The sequence below is a fragment of the Streptomyces sp. NPDC006711 genome (assembly GCF_042869775.1).
GTDB lineage: Bacteria > Actinomycetota > Actinomycetes > Streptomycetales > Streptomycetaceae > Streptomyces.
On the sequence record NZ_JBIAGO010000006.1, the window covers coordinates 80,975 to 98,201 of the forward strand.

The 17,227-nt window shown below is 73.0% G+C and carries 15 protein-coding genes and 1 pseudogene; 7 read left to right on the forward strand and 9 right to left on the reverse strand.

Annotated features, from left to right (window positions below):
• Window positions 1–11 precede the first annotated feature (11 nt).
• Both ACFYM2_RS14910 and ACFYM2_RS14915 read left to right on the forward strand, forming a co-directional pair.
• Window positions 12–1,166: an exonuclease SbcCD subunit D gene (locus ACFYM2_RS14910; protein ID WP_388836358.1), complete on the forward strand. Its 1,155-nt coding sequence runs from the start codon at window positions 12–14 to the stop codon at window positions 1,164–1,166.
• Window positions 1,163–4,180 carry an AAA family ATPase gene (locus ACFYM2_RS14915; RefSeq protein WP_388836361.1) on the forward strand — a complete coding sequence of 1,006 codons (3,018 nt, stop codon included), beginning with the start codon at window positions 1,163–1,165 and terminating at the stop codon, window positions 4,178–4,180. Before ACFYM2_RS14910 ends, ACFYM2_RS14915 begins: the two co-directional genes overlap by 4 nt.
• Window positions 4,181–4,219: 39 nt before the next feature.
• Here ACFYM2_RS14915 and ACFYM2_RS14920 read toward each other — a convergent pair whose 3' ends face one another.
• The 4 genes from ACFYM2_RS14920 to ACFYM2_RS14935 all read right to left on the reverse strand — a co-directional run bounded on the left by ACFYM2_RS14920 (window position 4,220) and on the right by ACFYM2_RS14935 (window position 9,059).
• Complete coding sequence (locus ACFYM2_RS14920) at window positions 4,220–4,351, reverse strand: hypothetical protein (protein ID WP_358999504.1); 132 nt, start codon at window positions 4,349–4,351, stop codon at window positions 4,220–4,222.
• Window positions 4,352–4,498: 147 nt separating this feature from the next.
• Window positions 4,499–6,175: a DUF885 domain-containing protein gene (locus tag ACFYM2_RS14925; RefSeq protein ID WP_388836365.1), complete on the reverse strand. Its 1,677-nt coding sequence runs from the start codon at window positions 6,173–6,175 to the stop codon at window positions 4,499–4,501.
• Window positions 6,176–6,258: 83 nt separating this feature from the next.
• On the reverse strand, window positions 6,259–7,698 hold the full coding sequence (locus ACFYM2_RS14930) for a GNAT family N-acetyltransferase (RefSeq protein ID WP_388836368.1): 1,440 nt from the start codon (window positions 7,696–7,698) through the stop codon (window positions 6,259–6,261).
• A gap of 491 nt (window positions 7,699–8,189) precedes the next feature.
• Window positions 8,190–9,059, reverse strand: a complete 870-nt coding sequence (locus ACFYM2_RS14935; RefSeq protein WP_388836371.1) for an alpha/beta fold hydrolase — start codon at window positions 9,057–9,059, stop codon at window positions 8,190–8,192.
• Between the two features lie 384 nt (window positions 9,060–9,443).
• Between ACFYM2_RS14935 and ACFYM2_RS14940 the strand changes: the two genes are divergently transcribed.
• Window positions 9,444–10,208, forward strand: coding sequence for a GntR family transcriptional regulator (locus tag ACFYM2_RS14940; protein ID WP_388836374.1), 765 nt, complete (start codon window positions 9,444–9,446; stop codon window positions 10,206–10,208).
• An 83-nt stretch (window positions 10,209–10,291) separates the two neighbouring features.
• On the opposite strand, the gene ACFYM2_RS14945 is transcribed toward ACFYM2_RS14940, so the two are convergent.
• Window positions 10,292–11,449 carry an ROK family transcriptional regulator gene (locus tag ACFYM2_RS14945; protein WP_358999519.1) on the reverse strand — a complete coding sequence of 386 codons (1,158 nt, stop codon included), beginning with the start codon at window positions 11,447–11,449 and terminating at the stop codon, window positions 10,292–10,294.
• 230 nt (window positions 11,450–11,679) lie between these two features.
• Here ACFYM2_RS14945 and ACFYM2_RS14950 point away from each other — a divergent pair, with 230 nt between their 5' ends.
• On the forward strand, window positions 11,680–12,114 hold the full coding sequence (locus tag ACFYM2_RS14950; protein WP_388457026.1) for a hypothetical protein: 435 nt from the start codon (window positions 11,680–11,682) through the stop codon (window positions 12,112–12,114).
• 15 nt (window positions 12,115–12,129) lie between these two features.
• Here ACFYM2_RS14950 and mug read toward each other — a convergent pair whose 3' ends face one another.
• Window positions 12,130–12,675 (reverse strand): G/U mismatch-specific DNA glycosylase, encoded by a 546-nt coding sequence (mug, locus tag ACFYM2_RS14955; protein WP_358999754.1) that lies wholly within the window; start codon window positions 12,673–12,675, stop codon window positions 12,130–12,132.
• Between the two features lie 13 nt (window positions 12,676–12,688).
• Complete coding sequence (gene purB / locus ACFYM2_RS14960; RefSeq protein ID WP_388836377.1) at window positions 12,689–14,131, reverse strand: adenylosuccinate lyase; 1,443 nt, start codon at window positions 14,129–14,131, stop codon at window positions 12,689–12,691.
• Between the two features lie 103 nt (window positions 14,132–14,234).
• On the opposite strand from purB, the gene ACFYM2_RS14965 reads away from it, so the two are divergent.
• On the forward strand, window positions 14,235–14,516 hold the full coding sequence (locus tag ACFYM2_RS14965; protein WP_388836380.1) for a hypothetical protein: 282 nt from the start codon (window positions 14,235–14,237) through the stop codon (window positions 14,514–14,516).
• A gap of 6 nt (window positions 14,517–14,522) precedes the next feature.
• Window positions 14,523–14,906, forward strand: a complete 384-nt coding sequence (locus tag ACFYM2_RS14970; RefSeq protein ID WP_388836383.1) for a hypothetical protein — start codon at window positions 14,523–14,525, stop codon at window positions 14,904–14,906.
• On the opposite strand, the pseudogene ACFYM2_RS14975 reads toward ACFYM2_RS14970, so the two are convergent.
• Both ACFYM2_RS14975 and ACFYM2_RS14980 read right to left on the reverse strand, forming a co-directional pair.
• Window positions 14,901–15,143 (reverse strand): annotated as a pseudogene (locus ACFYM2_RS14975) (hypothetical protein); the annotation flags it as partial. The gene ACFYM2_RS14970 and the pseudogene ACFYM2_RS14975 sit on opposite strands and share 6 nt — an antisense overlap.
• Window positions 15,144–15,211: 68 nt before the next feature.
• The gene (locus ACFYM2_RS14980; RefSeq protein ID WP_388836385.1) at window positions 15,212–16,108 is read right to left on the reverse strand and encodes a helix-turn-helix domain-containing protein; all 897 of its coding nucleotides are present in this window, start codon (window positions 16,106–16,108) and stop codon (window positions 15,212–15,214) included.
• A 144-nt stretch (window positions 16,109–16,252) separates the two neighbouring features.
• Between ACFYM2_RS14980 and ACFYM2_RS14985 the strand changes: the two genes are divergently transcribed.
• Window positions 16,253–17,218, forward strand: coding sequence for an MBL fold metallo-hydrolase (locus tag ACFYM2_RS14985; RefSeq protein WP_388836388.1), 966 nt, complete (start codon window positions 16,253–16,255; stop codon window positions 17,216–17,218).
• The last annotated feature ends 9 nt before the right edge of the window (window positions 17,219–17,227 follow it).

The window sequence follows — 17,227 nt, forward strand, 5'->3', positions numbered from 1 at the left end:
GGAGCGGCGTCTTGAGGATTCTCCATACCTCGGACTGGCACCTGGGGCGGTCCTTCCACCGGGTCGACCTGCTGGGCGCCCAGGCCGCGTTCCTCGACCACCTGGTGGCGACCGTGCGCGACCGGGACGTGGACGTGGTCCTGGTGGCGGGCGACGTCTACGACCGCGCGGTGCCGCCGCTGGCCGCCGTCGACCTCTTCGACCGGGCCCTGCACACCCTGGCCGACGCCGGGGTGCCGACCGTGATGATCTCCGGCAACCACGACTCGGCGCGCCGGCTCGGCGTGGGCGCGGGACTGATCCGGCGGGCCGGCATCCATCTGCGCACCGACCCGGCGCACTGCGGCACCCCGGTGATGATCGACGACGTGGCCTTCTACGGCCTCCCCTATCTGGAGCCCGCCCTGGTCCGCGACGAGCTGGCCGCGCCGAAGGGCGGTCACGAAGCGGTGCTGAGCGCGGCCATGGAACGGGTGCGCTCCGACCTCGCGGGCCGTCCCGCGGACACCCGCTCGGTCGTCCTGGCCCACGCCTTCGTGGCCGGGGGCGAGCCGAGCGACAGCGAGCGCGACATCACCGTGGGCGGTGTCGCCGCCGTGCCGGCGGGCGTCTTCCACGGCGTGGACTACGTGGCGCTCGGCCACCTCCACGGCAGCCAGGTCATCACCGAGCGGATCCGCTACTCGGGCTCGCCGCTCGCCTACTCCTTCTCCGAGGCCACCCACCGCAAGTCCATGTGGCTCGTGGACCTCGCCGCCGACGGGGACCTGAGCGCCGAACGGATCGACTGCCCGGTGCCCCGGCCCCTCGCCCGGATCCGGGGCCGCCTCGACGCGCTCCTCGAAGACCCGGCCCTGGCCCGGCACGAACAGGCCTGGGTGGAGGCCACGCTGACCGACGCGGTGCGCCCCGCCGACGCCATGGCCAAGATCGCCGCCCGTTTCCCGCACACCCTGAGCCTGGCCTTCGACCCCGAGCGCGCCGACGGCGACCCGCGTGCCTCCTACGCGCGGCGCCTCAGCGGCCGCAGCGACCAGCAGATCGCGGAGGACTTCGTGGCGCACGTGCGCGGCGGCAGCGGCCCCGACGACCGCGAACGGACCGTGCTGCGCGGGGTGTTCGACGCCGTACGGGTCGACGACACCGTGCGCGAGGTGGCCAGGTGAGGCTGCACCGCCTGCGCGTCACGGCCTTCGGCCCCTTCGCGACGAGCCAGGACATCGACTTCGACGCGCTGTCCGGAGCGGGCCTCTTCCTGCTGCACGGGCAGACCGGCGCGGGCAAGACCTCGGTGCTCGACGCGGTCTGCTTCGCCCTGTACGGGGCGGTGCCGGGGGCCCGGCAGAGCCCGGGCACCGTGCTGCGCAGCGACCATGCCGCGCCTGACGTCTTCACCGAGGTCCTGCTCGAACTGACCGTCGGGGGACGGCGGTTGGAGGTCACCCGCCGCCCCCAGCAGGACCGCCCCAAGAAGCGCGGCAGCGGCTTCACCACCGAGAAGGCACAGACCTGGCTGCGCGAGTACGACCCGGACGAACGCGCCTGGCGCGCCCTCAGCCGCTCGCACCAGGAGGTCGGCGAAGAGCTCGGGCAGCTCATCGGGATGAGCCGGGAGCAGTTCTGCCAGGTCGTGCTGTTGCCGCAGGGCGAGTTCGCCAAGTTCCTCAGGTCCGACGCGGAAGCGCGCGGCAGGCTCCTCGGCAGGCTCTTCGACACCCGCAGGTTCGCCGCCGTCGAGGACCGCCTCGCCGAGCTGCGCAAGGCCGCCGAACGCCAGGTCAAGGAGGGCGACGAGCGGCTGCTCGCCCATCTCCAGCGGATGGCGCAGGCCGCCGGTGCCAGCGCCGACACGCGCGCCTGGCCGGTGCCCGCCGCGCGGCCCGGCGACCCCGGTCTCGCCTCGTCGGTCCTTGAGTGGGCGGCCGTCGCGCGTGCGGACGCGGCCGAACGCCTCGACATCGCCTCGGCCGCCGTGGACGCCGCCGAGGCCCGGCACGCCGCGGCCCGGGGCGCCGCCGATCAGGCACGCGGGCTCGCCGCCCTCCAGGAACGTTACGCCCAAGCCCGCGCCGAAGCCGACGAGTTGGCCTCCCGCCGCCCCGAACAGGAGGAGCTGCGCAGCCGTCTCGACCGGGCCCGCAAGGCGGATCTCGTCTCGCCCGCCCTCGAATGGTGGGAGCAGGCGCGGCGCGACCATGACGCGGCCACCGCCCGCCGCGACCGCACCCGCGCACGGCTGCACCCCGACCTCGCGGAGGCGGGCGCCGGCCAGCTCGCCGCCCTGGAGCGCAGGATGCGTCAGGACCTCGGCGCCCTGGAGTCCGCCCGCAGGGCCGAACACCGCAGCGCAGAGATCCAGGAGGAGCGCGCCCGCCTCGACCGGCGCTCCCGCGCCGACGAGGACGTCCTGAGCGACGCCACCGGATGGCTCGCGGGCTGGGAGGCCACCCGGCTCGGCCACCAGCGGCGTATCGACGCCGCCCATGAGGCCGCCGCCCGCGCCGAACACCTCGCGGGCCGGCTCGAACCCGCCGGGCGCCGCCTCCGGGCCGCCCGCACCCGCGACGCGTTGCGCGACCGGCTCGAGGCGGCGCGCCTTCGCCACGCCGAGACCCGCGAGGCCGCCGGCGACGCCCACGAGCACTGGCTCGCGCTGCGCGAGGAGCGGCTGCGCGGGATCGCGGCGGAGCTCGCGGCGGGGCTGCGCCCGGGGGAGCCCTGCACCGTGTGCGGCTCGGCCGACCATCCCGCGCCCGCGCGCCCCGGCACCGGCCAGGTGGACCGCCCCGCCGAGGACGCCGCGCGGCGCGCCCACCAGGACGCCGACGCCGCCCGGGCCGAGGCCGAGGCCGCGCTCACCCTCGTACGGGAGGAGTTCGCCGCCGCGCAGGCCGAGGCGGGAAGCGCGAGCGTCGATGAACTGGCCCTGGAGGAGGGCGAGTTGCGGCGCGAGCACGGCGAGGCGCGGGACGTGGCCGGCCGGCTCCACGAGGCCCGGCTCGCGCTCGCGGCGGCGGAACGGGAGTACGAGCAGCGCCTCGCCGCCCAGCGCGCGGCACAGCGGAACATCGCCGCCCACACCGCGAGCCGCGAAGCCCTGGACCGCGAACAGGCCGCGCTGGAGGAGGACTTGAGCCAGGCCCGGGCGGGCGCCGCCAGCGTCGCGGAGCAGGCGGAGCTGCTGGAACACCGGGCGGACATCCTCGCCGACGCGGTGGAGGCGGTCCGCGCCGTCGAGGACAGCGCCGAACGGTTGAAGGAAGCCGACGGACGGCTCTCGGACGCCGCGTTCCGGGCCGGGTTCGACACCCCGGCCGCGGCGTCGGCGGCCCTCATCGAGGAACGCGCGCGCCGCGACGTCCAGCACCGCATCGACGCCTGGGAGCACCAGTACGCCACGGTCACCGCGCGCCTGGCCGAACCGGAGACCGCCGAGGCCGGCCGGGCCGCGCCCGCCCGCGCGGACGAGGCCGCCGCCGAGGAGGCCGAAGCCGGACGCGCCCTGCGCGACGCCGCCTCGGCGCTCTCGGCGGCCCGCGCCCGCCGCACGGAACTGCGGTCGCTGAGCGATCGTGCCGCCGAGGAGACCCGGGGGCTCGGCCCACTGCGCGAGGAGTACGAGCGGGTGGCGCGCCTGGCCGGCCTCGCCGCCGGCACATCGGCGGACAACGAGCGCAAGATGCGCCTGGAGTCCTATGTGCTGGCCGCCCGCCTCGAACAGGTGGCGGCCGCCGCGACGGCCAGGCTCCAGCGGATGTCGGGCGGCCGCTACACCCTGGTCCACTCCGACGCCAGGGGAGGCCGGGGGCGTTCGGGCCTCGGCCTGCACGTGGTGGACGCCTGGACGGGCCGCGAGCGCGACACGGCGACGCTGTCGGGCGGCGAGACGTTCTTCGCCTCCCTCGCCCTCGCCCTCGGCCTCGCGGACGTCGTCACCGACGAGGCGGGCGGCACCCGCCTCGACACGCTCTTCATCGACGAGGGCTTCGGCAGCCTCGACGACCAGACCCTGGACGAGGTCCTTGACGTACTGGACTCGCTGCGCGAACGCGACCGCAGCGTAGGCATCGTCAGCCACGTCGCCGACCTGCGCCGCCGCATCCCGGTCCAGCTGGAAGTGGTCAAGGGGCGCACGGGGTCGTCGGTGCGGGTGAGGGGGATCGAAGGCAGCCGCGGCTAGACGGACCGCGGGAGGGACCCGGACCCGCCCGCCGGGATGTCAGCCGGAGAGAATCCCCGTGAAGTCGGAGGCCGGGACGGTCTCGTCGGCCGATGGAACGGTGACCGCGATGGGCTTGCCCAGGTCGGACAGGGCGGTCGTCACCTTCAAGGGCCTGCCTGCTGCGACCATGGGACCATGGGACGCGGCCCTGCCGACGGGGGACGCGACAGGGCCTCGAACAGCGACTTTACCGCGCCTTTTGACTCCGGCATCGCCTGGCCAAGCGCTGAACGCGGTGCGGGGGCGGTCCGTCCAACGACCGCCCCCGGGGGTGGGTCAGAGCTTGGAGAGTTCGTCCACCAGGTCGTCCAGGCCGAGGGAACCCTGGGAGAGGGCCGCCATGTGCCAGGCCTTGGGGTCGAAGGCGTCGCCGTGGCGGGCCCGGGCGTTCTCGCGGCCGAGCAGCCAGGCGCGCTCACCCAGCTTGTAGCCGATGGCCTGACCCGGCATCGACAGGTAGCGGATCAGCTCGCTCTGGACGAAGTCGGCGGGCCGGCTGCTGTGCGAGCCGAAGAACTCATGGGCCAGCTCCGGCGTCCAGCGCTCGCCCGGGTGGAACGGCGAGTCCGCCGGGATCTTCAGCTCCAGGTGCATGCCGATGTCGATGATGACCCGGCAGGCGCGCATCATCTGGGCGTCCAGGTAACCGAGGCGGCGCTCGGGGTCGGTGAGGAAGCCGAGCTCGTCCATCAGACGCTCGGCGTACAGCGCCCAGCCCTCGGCGTTGGCGCTGACGTGTCCGACGGTCGCCTGGTAGCGCGAGAGCTGGTCGGCGACGTGCACCCACTGCGCGATCTGGAGGTGGTGGCCCGGCACGCCCTCGTGGTACCAGGTCGAGACCAGGTCGTACACGGGGAACCGGGTCTCGCCCATCGTGGGCAGCCAGGTGCGGCCCGGGCGCGAGAAGTCCTCCGAGGGGCCCGTGTAGTAGGGGGCCGCGGCGCCACCGGGCGGCGCGATGCGCGACTCAACCTTCCGCACCCGCTCGGCGAGTTCGAAGTGTGTGCCGTCGAGCGCTTCGATGGCCTCGTCCATCAGGGACTGCAACCAGTCGCGGACCTCGTCGACGCCCTCGATGTGGGTGCCGTGCTCGTCGAGGTGGGCCAGCGCCTCCCAGGGCCCGGCGCCGGGCAGGATCTTCGCGGCCTCGGTCTTCATCTCGCCGAGCAGCCGGTGGTACTCCGACCAGCCGTAGGCGTACGCCTCGTCCAGGTCGAGCGCGGTGCCGTTGTAATACTGCGACCAGCGCTGGTAGCGCTCGCGGCCCACGGTGTCGCCCGCGCCCTCGATGGCCGGCGCGTACACATCGCGCAGCCAGTCGCGCAGGGCGCCGAGCGCGGCGGAGGCCTCGGCCGCCGAGGCGTCGAGGTTTTCGCGCAGCGACTCGGGGCCGGGCGCGGCCAGGGTCTCGAAGAAACCGGTGTCGATCCATTCGCCGAGCTGGCCGATGAAGGTGGCGGTGGCGCGCGGGCCACCGAACAGCTTGCGTTCCAGGCCGAGTTCGAGCGAGGCGCGATAGCCCTCGATGGCGGCGGACACGGCGCGCAGGCGTGCGTCCAGGGCGCGCCAGTCCTCCTCGGTCTCCGTCGGCGTCATCGAGAACGCCATCCGGATGTCGTGCACGGGCGAGCTGAGGTTGCTGATCCTGCGCAGGCCCTCGTCCGCCTCGTGGACGGCGAGTTCGGAGGTCAGCCGCTCCCGCAGCAGCCGGCCGCAGCGGCGCTCGGCGTCGCTGTCGGCGCCTGGCCGCCGCTCGGCCTCGTCGAGAAGGGCGAGCGTCGTGCGCGCCAGGTCGGCCAGGGCCGACTGTCCTGCGGGGGAGAAGTCGGGAAGGAGGGCGTGGCTCGCCCTGACGCCCAGGTAGCTCCCGGTGATCGGGTCGAGTTCGATGAGTGCGTCGACATAGGCGTCGGCGACCTGGCGGGGCAGCGCGCTGCCGGAAGAGACTGACATGCGGACATCCTCTCCGAGCGAGGGCTCCGCGTCACCACCTATTGTGCCGCGAGCACCTGTCCGACCGTCGCGACGCCGTCCGGTCAGCGCCGCTCGACGGGCCCGGGGAGCGCGGACGCGCCGGGGGACGCCGGTTCACCGAGGCGGGCCGTGACCACCACGGTGCCCTCCTCGATCTGGTAGTCGAGGGGGAGCCCGAGCCCGCGCATGGCCGCGACCATCCCGGTGTTGGACGCCTGTGTGATGGCGTAGACGCTGTCGCAGCGGGCCTCGGCGGCGAGGGCGGTCAGACGGCGGAGCAGCAGCGAGCCGATGCCCCGGCGCTGCCAGGAGTCCTCGACGAGCAGGGCGACTTCGGTCTCGTCGCCGTCCCACAGCAGATGACCGAGGGCGACGAGGCGCCCGGAGGCGGTCTGCACGGCGAGGGTGCGCCCGTAGCGGGGGCTGAGGAGGTGGCCGAGGTAACGGTCGGCGTCGGCGACGGGGCCGTGGTAGCGCAGGCTCAGGGTGCGCGGGGAGCAGCGCTCGTGCATGTCCTTGGCGGCCGCCAGATCGCCGGGCCCGGCCCGCCGCACGGTGATCTCGTTGCCCTCGGGCAGGGTCAGCACATCCTCGCCGCGCGGCACGCGCGGACCGAGCAGGGCGTCCAGCTCGACCAGGGCGCGGGCCCGCGCGAACTCCGTGGGCGTGAACGGCAGATGGGGCCGGTCGATGGTGATGGTCCCGCCGCCCGGGTCGCGCAGCCGCATGCTGGTCTCCTCCAGTACGCCCTCGACGGGGGCCGGCTCGCCCTGGGCGCGGCCGGTCAGGGAGACGGAGGGCCGGGAGTGGATGGTGCAGCGTCCCAGCAACTGCCTTAGAGCCAGCGGGAGTTCGGCGGCGTCGAGGGCGGTACGGGTGGCGAGGCCGAGGATCCGGGTCGGGGCGTCCACGAGGTCATGGGCGTCGGCCCGCTCGGTCCAGGTGTCCGCGCCGCCGGCCGCGGCGACGGCCCGGGACAGCGCGGCGGCCGACAGTTGGGCCGGCGCGCGCAGCAGGAACTCGTCGACCGTGCCGTCGGCGAGCGGATGCGTCTGGAGCGTGAGGATGTCCACCCGGTGTCCGGCGAGCGCGGCGCACAGCACGGCGAGGCTGCCCGGCTCGTCGCGCACCGTGGTGCGCATCCGCCACAGGGCCGTCCCGCGCGCCTCGCCGCCGGTGCCCGCGATGCCGTGGCCCGTGGCGCCGCCGGTATCACTGGCATCACCGGTGCCGTCGGTGACCGTGCTCGGTGGTGCGTGGCTGTGGCGCCGTGCCCACCAGGTGTGGAACGCGGCCGTCGCGATCAGGGCGGCCGCCGAGGCGACCAGCAGGAAGGACCCGTCGGGGCCGTGCGCGACCAGGTTGGCGAGTGCGTCGGCGACGGCCACGGCCGTGAAGACCGCGGCGAGTTCGACGAGGTCGCGGCGCCACGCGTGACGGTGGGGCCGGGTGTGGCGCACGGGGGTGGTGGTCGCGGGAGGGGTGGCCTGCTTATTCGTCATGGCACCACTGTGGCCGAGCGGTGTTGCGTGATCACGAACGGTTTGTGACCGACGGGTTAAGTGCGCTTCTGATGCTCTTTTGGCTGTTTTCCACCGAGCGTGGCGTGGACTGACCGCGTCCGGTGGCGGGTGGTGTCCGGCGGGGCATTCGAGCGGCGGGGCGGGGCGTGGCCGGCGAGGGCTCGGGCGGCGAGGGGTCGGGCGGCGCGTCGTCCGGGGGCGGGTCCGGGTGTGTGCGGGTGTGTCCGGACGTATCCGGCGGTGGTCCGGTGACGCGTCCGCAGTGCGTCGGGTGGCGCGTCCGGCGGTGTGTCGGCGGTGTGGTCCGGTGGTAGTCCGGCGCGGCTTGGCCACGCGCCGGGCCTGGCGCCGCGTACGGGCACAGCCCCGCGCCAAGTCGCGCCAAGCCCCGCCCCGCGTTGAGCCGTGCCGGAGCCCCGCCGGGCCGGGCCGGGCCGAGGCCGGGTCGCGACGGCGCGCCCGTACGCGGCTCAGGCGCCCAGGGCCACCGCCCCCAGGGGCGCGCCGACCGGGCGGCTCCCGTCGAGTACGACCCGGGTGACGAGCGCCGGGTCGTCGTTCATGGGCACGTGGCCGCAGCCCGGCAGCCGGACGAGGCGCGCCCCGGGGATCGCGGCCTTGGCGCGCACGCCCTGGCGGCGCGGCAGCAACCGGTCCTTGGTGCCCCACGCCACGGTCACGGGCACGCCAGGCACATCGGCGCTCACGCGGACGTCCTGCCCGGCGGCAAGCGTTTGCGCGAAGCCCGGTGCGTTGCGCAGCGCCAGCGTCTCGGCGACGACGGCCTCCGGTGAACGCCTGCCGGGCCGGGTGTAGATGGTGCTGGTCAAGGCCGTGCGGCCGGCCACCGTGCGGGACATCCGCTCGATGAGCGGCAGCGGCAGCGCGCTCGCCACCCGGTGCATGGTCCGCAGCACGGTGAACGCGTACCGCCGTTCCGCGGGCGTCCAGAAACCCGCGGGTGAGAGCACCGTCACCGACCGTACGAGCCCGGCGCGCGCGAGTTCGAGGGCGAGCAGGCCGCCCAGCGAGTTCCCCGCGACATGCGGGCGGTCCAGGCTCAGGGTCTCGCACAGCGCGCCGAGGACCGGGACGACGGTGGCGAGGTCGTAGGCCACGCCGTCCGGCAGGCCCGGTGAGGCGCCGAACCCGGGCAGGTCCACCGCGATCACGTCGCGGTCGGCGGCCAGCAGGGCGAAGACCGGGTCCCAGGCCTGAAGGTGGTGGCCGATGCCGTGCAGCAGCAGAAGCGGCTCGCCCGAGCCCTGGCGGCGGTAGACGACCGAGGTGGAGCGGGGGCCGAGCGGCGTGTCGATCGTGAAGGAGACCTCTGCGGTCATGTGCTGCTCCCTGTCCTGGGATCCGCGCTCAGACGGTATGTCAGCAACAACTACCGCCCGGTAGCCGGGAGTTCAAGAGACATACCGGACGGCATGGTGCGCCCCGCCGGTCCCGGGCCATGGGGCTCGGGTCGCGGTTCGCGGGCCTCGGGTCCCGGGCCCCGGGCCGTCCGTGCGCGTACTCGCCGGATCCGCCGGTCCTCACAGGGGTGAGAACGTCGTGTGAACGCTCCCCGACAGCCCTCGTGTGCGCTCCGTAATGGAACGAGGATTGGTCTTGACCAAGGGAGTGGGCCGCCCTATGGTCGCAGAGTTAGTGCAGGAACCTTTAATAAACAAGGGCACGGAAAGCCGCCGCGGACACGGCGATTGCGGAGGATCAGGGTGGGGACCACGCAGCTGGAATCGGTGCCGGAACCGAAGTACTGGCATCTCAAGACGGTACTCAGCGAGGCGCTGGACTCGGACTTCGCGGTGGGCGAGATCCTGCCCAACGAGCGTGATCTGGCCGCCCGGTTCGGGGTGGCCCGCGCCACACTGCGTCAGGCACTCGAGCAGCTGGAACTCGAAGGCCGGCTCCAGCGCCGCCGGGGCGTCGGAACCACCGTCGCCCCGCCGCGCACCGCCGTCCCGGTCGCCACCGCGCGGCACGACTGGCCGGGCGCGCCCGGGGACGACTGGCAGACCGCCGACGCCACGGCCGCCACGCCGCCCGCCGCGATGGCCCGGCTGCTGGGCACGAAGGACGGCGAGCAGACGCACGTGGTCCGCCGGATCCGGGTGACCCACGGGCAGGCCGTCGCGGCCGAGCTCCTGTACGTCCCGGTCGGCTCGGTGCCTGAGCTCTCCGCCATCGACGCTCCTCCGGGGCCTGCCCGTGGCCGCGCCGTCCTGCGCGAACTGCGACGCCTCGAACTGGAGGGCCAGGACCGCGCGGTGGAACTGGGCTCGGCCCGCGCCGACGACGCCAAGGAACTCGACCGGCTTCCCGGCGCGCCCGTCCTCGTCGTGACCACCCGCTACTTCGCGGACGGCCGCACCCTGGCCGTCTCGGTCGCCACCTACCGCGCCGACACCTGCCGCCTCACCTTCGGCGACTCGGGCGACCTGGAGATCAGCCACACCGACGAGCAGCGCCAGGCCTCCTGACCCACGGCCGCCCACCGTCGCGCCCCGCGAACGAACACGGCCGCGCCTTGCGAAGGCGCGGGCCGTGGTGGCTTCCGGTCTGCTCAGCGCCGGGCGGTCACCGTGCCCTCGACGGCGAACAGCTCCTCTTCCACGTGGTCGAGCGCGAGCCGCAGCGCACCCGTGGCCACCGCGGCCTCGCCCAGCATCGACAGCACCACACGGGGCGGCCGAAGGCAGTAGCGCGCCAACTCCTCGCGCAGCGGCTGTAGTACGCCCTCGATGCCGGCCGCCCAGCCGCCCACGACCACCAGTTCCGGATCGAGGGCGAGCACCAGCGCGGCCACGTCGTGCACCAGGCGCTGAAGGAACCGCTCCACCGCCGCCCCCGCCCGCGCGTCGCCCTGCCGGGCCAGCGCGAACACGGCGGCGACCGCCTGCTCGTCCAGCGGATGCAGCGGCTCGTCCGTGGTCGAGAGCAGTTTCTCGGGGGTCACGTCGCGGCCGAGCAGATGCAGTGCGCCGATCTCGCCCGCCGCCCCGCCGAAGCCCCGGTGCAGCCGGCCGCCGATCAGCGAACCGGCCCCCGGGCTCAGACCGGCCATGACGAAGACCATGTCGTCGGAGTCGACGGCCGCACCCTTCCAGTGCTCGGCCACCGCCGCCGCGTTGGCGTCGTTCTCCACCAGGACCGGGCAGCGGAACGAGCGCCGCAGCCGCTCGCCGAGCGGCAGGCCCGTCCACTCGGGAAGGGCGGTGCCGAGCCGCACCGTGCCGTCGGCCTCGACGATGCCCGGGCTGCCGACGCCGACCGCCCGCAAGGAGCTGCGCGCCACCCCGGCCCGGCGCAGTACGTCGGCCACGGTCACCCGGACCCGCTCAAGGCGCTCGTCGGCGGAGGCCGACTCGGGCACTTCGCGCGAGCCCGCGCCGAAGATCCGCCCGTCGAGGCCGGACAGCAGCGCGGCGACCCGGTGCGGGCCGATCTCTATGCCGAGCAGATGACCCGCCTCGGCCCGGAACCGGAAACGCCGCGCGGGACGCCCCTGACGCCGGGCCTCGCCCTCCTCGGGCGCCGACTCGACGACGAGCCCCGCCTCCATCAGGCCGTCGACCACGCCCTCGACCGTCGGCCGGGACAGACCGGTGATCCGGGTCAGATCGGTCAGTGTGGGAGATTCCGCGCCCCGCAGGGCATGCAGCACCACCGCGGAATTGATCCGCCGCAGCAGAGAGGGATCCCCGCCGGTCAGCCGCCCCAACGTGTGTCCTCCCAGCTCGTGCGCGTGTCTGCCGGATCGTACTCGCTGGTCAGGCGTACGGCGAGCGGCGGCCCGTAACGGAGGCGCATCGGCCCGGCCCGCAGGCTCTCATCGGCTCGGGGCGCACCGGCTCATCGGTCCGGGCCGCACAGGCGCGTCGGCCAGGACCGGGCCGGCTCCGGTCGCCTGACGCACCGCCAATTGTCAGTGGCGGGCGGTTTACTGACGACATGACCACAGCCGCGTACCTCCAGCACATTGACCGGCTGCGCTCCCGGGCGTTCCCCTCGGAGCGGGATCGCCGCGGTACGGACGTGAGCGGACCCGGATATCACAGTGCCTGTCTGAGCGCAGACGAGGAGGAGTGGGAGGACCTGGCGGAACGGCTTGAGCGGCGCGCGCAGTGCGTCGCCGACCACGACGCCCTGATAGCGGAGCTCACGCGGCGCTGGCGGGAGCCGCGGTGGATCAGCCTGTGGAGCGCGCAGGCGCGGCTCGTCGCGGGCGAGGACATACCTGAGCCCTGGGCGGAGTTCGCCGCCGGATTCGAGTTCCTGCACCTGTGGCACGTGGACGGCCGATGGATCGCGGTGGGTCTCGATCTGGAGGAGGGGGGTCCGGGATGGGACCTGAGCGTCACCGTGACGGAGACGGCGCCGCCCTAGCCTGCTGGGAGTCCGCTACGCGTCCGGTCCCTGCGCCGCGTGGCGCAGGCGGGCGTACTCCTCGGCCATGGTCTCCAGCGTCCAATGGGCGTTCAGACCACTGGGGTTGGGCAGGGCCCACACCCGGGTCGAGCCGATCGTGTGCTCCTGGGGGCCGATGCGGGCCTTGCGGTCGCCGAAGGCCGTGCGGTACGCGGTCACGCCGACCACGGCCAGCCAGGCGGGCCGCAGCCGCTCCACCTTCGCCGTCAGCAGCCGCCCGCCCTCGCGGAACTCCTCGGCGCCGATCTCGTCCGCGCGCGCCGTGGCGCGGGACACCACGTTGGTGATGCCGAGACCGTACGCGAGGAGTTCGTCCTGTTCGGAGGGCTTCAACTGCCGCGGCGTGAAACCGGACCGATGCAGCACCGGCCAGAAGCGGTTGCCCGGGCGGGCGAAGTGGTGGCCCGTGGCGCCCGACATCAGACCGGGATTGATGCCGCAGAACAGCACGGACAGGCCGCCCGCGATCACGTCGGGGATGACGCTGTCGCGAGCGGCCTGGAGTTCCTGGGGAGTCAGCACGGGAGAACGATCACAGGATCGAGCCCGGCGCGTAACCGGAGGCCTCGGGGTGCTGCTTGACGATCTCCTCGATACGGGAGACCAGCGCGGCCACCTGGTCGCCCGCGGCGCCCGTGAAGGACAGCTTGTCGGCCATCAGCTCGTCGAGTCCGGCGCGGTCCAGCGGCATCCGCTCGTCGGCGGCCAGCTTGTCGAGGAGTTCGTTGCGCTCGGCGCCCTGCTCGCGCATCGCGAGGGCGGAGGCGACCGCGTGCTCCTTGATGACCTCGTGCGCGGCCTCACGGCCGACCCCGGCGCGGACGGCGGCCATCAAGACCTTCGTCGTGGCGAGGAACGGCAGGTAACGGTCCAGTTCGCGGGCCACGACGGCCGGGAACGCGCCGAACTCGTCGAGCACCGTGAGGAACGTCTCCAGCAGGCCGTCGAAGGCGAAGAACGCGTCGGGCAGCGCGACCCGGCGGACCACGGAGCACGAGACGTCGCCCTCGTTCCACTGGTCGCCCGCCAGCTCGCCGGTCATCGAGGCGTAGCCGCGCAGGATGACCATGAGGCCGTTGACGCGCTCGCAGGAGCGGGTGTTCATCTTGTGCGGCATGGCGGACGAGCCGACCTGGCCGGGCTTGAAGCCCTCGGTGACCAGCTCGTGCCCGGCCATCAGCCGGATGGTCTTGGCGACCGAGGACGGCGCGGCGGCCAGCTGTACGAGCGCGGTCACCACGTCGTAGTCCAGCGAGCGCGGGTAGACCTGGCCGACCGAGGTGAAGGCCTGCGCGAAGCCGAGGTGGCCGGCGATGCGCTGCTCCAGGTCGGCGAGCTTGGAGGCGTCGCCGCCCAGCAGGTCCAGCATGTCCTGCGCGGTGCCGACGGGGCCCTTGATGCCGCGCAGCGGATACCGCGCGAGCAGGTCCTCGAGCCGGCCGTACGCCACAAGGAGCTCGTCGGCGGCGGTCGCGAACCGCTTGCCCAGGGTGGTGGCCTGCGCGGCCACGTTGTGCGAGCGCCCCGCCATGACCAGCTCGGCGTACTCGCCGGACAGCTTGCCGAGGCGGGCCAGGACCGACACCGTGCGGTCCCGCATCAGTTCCAGGGAGAGCCGGATCTGCAACTGTTCGACGTTCTCGGTCAGGTCGCGCGAGGTCATGCCCTTGTGGACCTGCTCGTGCCCGGCGAGCGCGTTGAACTCCTCGATGCGGGCCTTCACGTCGTGCCGGGTGACCTTCTCGCGCTCGGCGATCGAGGCGAGGTCGACCTGGTCGAGCACGCGCTCGTAGTCGGCGAGCGCTGCCTCGGGCACCTCGATCCCCAGGTCCTTCTGGGCGCGCAGCACGGCCAGCCACAGCTGGCGCTCCAGCTTGACCTTCTGCTCGGGGGACCAGAGGACGGCGAGCTCCGCGGAGGCGTAGCGGCCGGCCAGAACGTTCGGGATGCGAGGCTTCGCAGACACAGCAGTCACGTGGCCAGAGTTTACTGTCTGTCCGGGGGACCTCCGCACTCCCCATAGAATCCCGGAACCCGGGCTGTCCGGCGCGCCGGGGCGGCTCATCCTGGTCTGCCCCATGGCGCCCGGCATCGGCGACGGGCCGATCTTCCACACCGAGCACGCCGACGAGGGCGATCGGCGGCGTCGCGAACGCCGCACTAGGAAAGAGCCCGGAGCCCATCTGAACCAAGCCACCCTCGGCACGCGAGAGGCCGCACCCGACGCGCTGTCCGACACGCAGGACGCTCAGATAGCGACGTGCCGCTCGGTCGCCCATCCGCGTGCGGATGCGCTCGGCGATGGCATCGAGCAGCGGCTCGCGCACCTCGTGGTCGAGCCTCCGGTACATCGACAATGAGCGAAGGTGATCCGCAAAGCCGTCACCGTCAAACCATTGGACGGCTGGATACCAACGCACGACCGGAGGGCCGAACAATTCGCCGGAATCGTCGACAAGGCCCCAGCCTTCGTCAGCGGAGCGCACGTCTTCTTCGAGTGGCGGATGACCCCAGTCAGGGTTCCCGGGACAGAACCGCTCATGGAGATCGGCGGTCTCGGCATACACCTCCGGCTCTCCCGGTTCTCGGACGACGACGTGGCTGAGCAGCGCCATCCACCCTCCGGGACGGAGCACGTCGTGCGCTCGCTGCCAGCCGATCGACGTCTCGACTTCCACGGTGCGAAAGGAGGCCATCCGGTGGCGAGCGAGTGCGGCCATGGCCGCGCCGGGCTCGATGGCAGTCACTGAGTATCCGAGCGCTGCCAGCGACCGCGTCGCCTGACCGGTTCCGCAGCCCACCTCAAGCACCGACGACCGTTCGTTCATGGCGGTGAGGGTGACGAGATCCGCGAACAGCTCGTCGGCGTAGTCCGGCCGGACCCGGTCGTAGAGCTCCGGGACCGCGTTGAACACCTGACCGAGGTCGTGTGGATTCGGACGCGCCTTTGGGTCACCAGTCATGAGCGCACAAACTACGAGGCTCATCCGTAGAGACGCCACTGGCTTGTCGACAGCCGCTGCCCGTTCTCACGGCTGGGCCGAGGCGCGCCGGCTCATCGGTACGTCGCTTCTGCCCGCGCGCGGGGTTCGCTGCCGCTTGCGCGGCCCAGGAGTGCGAGGGCCCTTTCGGAAGGGGAGCCGGCGGGGGTTGTGCACACGATGAGTACCTGTTCCGGCGAGCGGGCGATCGACAGTGTCTGCTGTGTCACTGTCACCGTGCCGACGACGGGATGGCGCAGCTCGTAGGACGCGGCGTCGCACGGTGCCACGCGGTGGTCTGCCCACAGGGCGGTGAACTCCGGGCTTTTCAGGGTCAGTTCGCCGATCAGCTCCGCGAGCAGCGGGTCCTCCGGGTGCCTGCCGACGGCGACGCGCAGGTTGCCGACCACCGCGCGCGCCTTCCGCTTCCAGTTGGCGTACAGCTCTCGGCAGCGCGGGTCCAGGAACAGCATCCGGCTCATGTTCGTACGTCGCACCGGGACATCCGGGTCATCCGGGTCCAGGAAGTCCAGGTGACTGGCGAGGAGGGCGTGCCCGAGGGGGTTCCAGGCCAACACGTCGGTACGGCGGCCGAGGACCATCGCCGGGACACCGCCGACGGCGCGCAGGAGGTCACGGGTTTCGTCGGTAAGGGTCTCGGGCCGGGGGCGGCATGGCCTTGGCACATGGCGGGCGGCGCCGGCAAGCCGCTCCAGGTGCTCGCGTTCGTGGGGGTCGAGCAGGAGAGCGCGGGCGATCGCGTCAAGGACCTCGCCCGAGGCCCCGCGGGACTGGCCCTGTTCCAGCCGCGCGTAGTACGAGACGCTGACGCCCGCCAACTGCGCCACTTCCTCGCGCCGCAGGCCGGACACCCGCCTTCGGGGCCCGAGGTCGCGCAGGCCGACGTCCTCGGGCCGCAGCCGCGCCCGTCGGGCTTGGAGGAAGGCGCCGAGTGGGCCTGGTGCGTTCATCGCCCCAGTATCGGGTGGGCGGCCCGGCCCCAGCCACACCCTGCGAGGGGTGGGACAGAGCGGGAGTGGTGCGCGTCCGTCCGCCTGTCCAAGCTCGTTCCCGACCGGCGACGCACCCCCAGGCCCAAGGACGGACCACGCCACATGGATCAACACCCCGAACAGGTCACCCAACAGGTCACCCAACAGCTCAGCCCACGCGTCACCCAACAGATCACCCTCGGCGATGTGACCGTCACCCGTGTCAAAGAGTTCTACGGCTCGGCCCGGATGGACCCGGGCACCTTCTTCCCGGACAGCCTCGACAACTCCTGGACCGAGCACCGTGATTGGCTCGTGCCCGACTTCTGGAACCCGCGGACGGACGAGTGCCAGACGGCGATCCAGTCCTGGCTGCTGCGCAGCGAGGGGCGCACCATCCTGGTCGACACCGGCGTGGGCAACCACAAGGACCGGCCCTACGCACCGGTGTGGAGCCGCCTGGACACGGACTACCTCGACAACCTGGCGGCCGCCGGGGTGCGGCCGGAGGACGTGGACATCGTGGTCAACACCCACCTGCACATCGATCATGTCGGCTGGAACACCCGCCTCGACGGCCGGACCTGGGTGCCGACCTTCCCCAACGCCACGTATCTGATGCCCCGGCGGGACTTCGACTTCTGGGACCCCGCCAACGGGAACAAGAGCGTGCTCGGCCGCGGGAACCAGAACGTCTTCGAGGACAGCGTCACGCCGGTCCACCAGGCGGGACTGACCCAGCTGTGGGACGGGTCGTACCGGATCGACAAGAACCTGCGTCTCGACCTCGCTCCCGGCCACACCCCGGGCTCGTCCGTGCTCACGCTCGAATCCGGCGCCGATCAGGCCCTGTTCGTCGGGGATCTGGTGCACACCGCGCTTCAGATCGCGGAGCCGGAGACCAACTCCTGCTTCTGCGAGGACCCGGTGCGGTCCCGCGCCACCCGGCACGAACTGCTCGGCCGCGCCTGCGAGAACAACGCACTCGTCTTCCCGGCCCACTTCGGGGGCCACGGCGCCGCCGAGATCGTGCGCGACGGCTCGAAGTTCGCGATCAAGGAGTGGGCGGGCTTCTCCCGCATCTCCTGATGCCCTGCC